This is a genomic window from Streptomyces durocortorensis, assembly GCF_016901035.1.
GTDB classification, from domain to species: Bacteria; Actinomycetota; Actinomycetes; order Streptomycetales; family Streptomycetaceae; genus Streptomyces; species Streptomyces durocortorensis.
Genome location: NZ_JAFEUF010000129.1, coordinates 1 through 1,867, shown reverse-complemented (window position 1 = coordinate 1,867; position 1,867 = coordinate 1). Strand labels below are relative to the sequence as shown.

Sequence of the window (1,867 nt, the reverse complement as noted above, 5' to 3'; positions counted from 1 at the left end):
GGCCCGTTGCTTCCGCGGGGGGGGGGGGGGGGTGGGGGGGGGGGGGTGGGGGGGGGGGGGGGGGGGGGCCCCGTTTCGGGGGGGGGCCCCCCGGGGGGGGCCCCCCCCCCCCCCTTCCGCGTCGCTCTCACCCGTTCACGAGCAGGATGCTCACGGCAGGACCGGCGGCTCGGCGGCCCGCTCCCCCTCGGACACATCGGCGAACGAGAGGTCGAGCGCGCACTCCGCCGGGATGTCGGCGGCGGAGGTCGCCCACTTCTCGGGCCCCGCCACGCTCTGCCCGTTCAACTCGGGCCCGCCCGCCTGGCGCTTGCCCGTCTCGATCTTCCCCTCCAGGCCGTCCCCGGGGGCCGGTGCGGTGGGGGCGGCGGGCCGCTCGGCGTCCGCGGTGCCCGGCGAGGACGAACAGGCCGCTGCGCCCACCGTGGCGCACAGGACGAGTACGGCAGAGGCCGCGGCGGTACGAAGTCGCATGAAGATCCCCCCTACGCGGATGCCCGGAGATCCGGGTCATCAGTCGATCCACGGTGCCACAGAGGGGGGTTGGGGGCGCGGAGAACAGGTGAAGAAGGCGGGCAGAGTGCCCCGTCAGCCGACCGGCAGTCCCGGCGCCGGGTGGGCGTCCATGAGGTCCTTCACCTCTTCCCGCACCCTCTTGATCGCCGTCTCGTCGCCCGTGCGGGCCGCGTCGACCGCCGTGGTGATCCAGGCGGCGACAGTGCCCATCGCCGAGGCAGGGACGCCCCGGGAGGTGAGGGCCGGGGTGCCCATGCGGATGCCGGAGGGGTCGAAGGGCTTACGGGGGTCGAAGGGGACGGTGTTGTAGTTGACGACGATCCCCGCGCGGTCGAGGGCCTTCGCGGCGGTCTTGCCGGGGACGTCCTTGTTTGTGAGGTCGATCAGCAGGAGGTGGTTGTCGGTGCCGCCGGAGACCAGGTCGAAGCCGCGGGCCGCCAACTCCTCGCCCAGCGCGCGGGCGTTGGCCACGACCTGGTGGGCGTAGGAGCAGAAGCCGGCGGTGGCGGCCTCGCCGAGGGCGACCGCGATGGCGGCCGTGGTCTGGTTGTGCGGGCCTCCCTGGAGGCCGGGGAAGACCGCGCGGTCGATGGCGCGGGCGTGTTCGGCGGTGGAGAGCAGCATCGCGCCGCGCGGGCCGCGCAGGGTCTTGTGGGTGGTCGTGGAGACGACGTCCGCGTGACCGGCGGGCGAGGGGTGCGCGCCGCCCGCGATCAGGCCGGCGATGTGCGCGATGTCCGCGACCAGGACGGCCCCCGTCTCCCGGGCGATCTCCGCGAAGCCCGCGAAGTCGATCGTGCGGGGAACGGCCGTGCCGCCGCAGAAGATCAGCTTGGGCCGTTCGGCGAGGGCCAGGTCGCGGACCTCGTCCAGGTCGATCCGCCCGGTGTCGCGGCGGACCCCGTACCGGACGCCGCGGAACCAGCGGCCGGTGGCCGAGACGTCCCAGCCGTGCGTGAGGTGGCCGCCCATCGGGAGGGACATGCCGAGGACCGTGTCGCCGGGCTGGAGGAAGGCCAGGTACGCGGCGAGGTTGGCCGGGGAGCCGGAGTACGGCTGGACGTTGGCGTGGTCCATCCCGAAGAGGGCCTGGGCGCGGCGGATCGCCAGGGTCTCGACCTGGTCGATGACCTGCTGGCCCTCGTAGTACCGCTTGCCGGGGTAGCCCTCGGAATACTTGTTCTGGAGCACCGTGCCCGAGGCTTCGAGCACGGCGGCGGAGACGTAGTTCTCGCTGGGGATCAGGCGCAGGGTGTCGGCCTGGAGCCGCTCCTCCGCGCCGATCAGGGCGGCCAGTTCGGGGTCGGATGCCATGAGGGCCGGGTGGCGGGGCGCGGTGGGGCGGTGGCCG

2 protein-coding genes are annotated in these 1,867 nt (G+C 74.4%); both read right to left on the bottom strand.

The window, feature by feature from the left end; all coding sequences use genetic code 11:
* Positions 1-150: 150 nt before the first annotated feature.
* Positions 151-474, bottom strand: coding sequence for a hypothetical protein (locus JS521_RS22375; protein WP_205084734.1), 324 nt, complete (start codon positions 472-474; stop codon positions 151-153).
* A 114-nt stretch (positions 475-588) separates the two neighbouring features.
* Positions 589-1,867 (bottom strand): serine hydroxymethyltransferase (glyA, locus tag JS521_RS22370; RefSeq protein ID WP_372448606.1); only part of this gene is annotated, 1,279 nt, incomplete at its 5' end.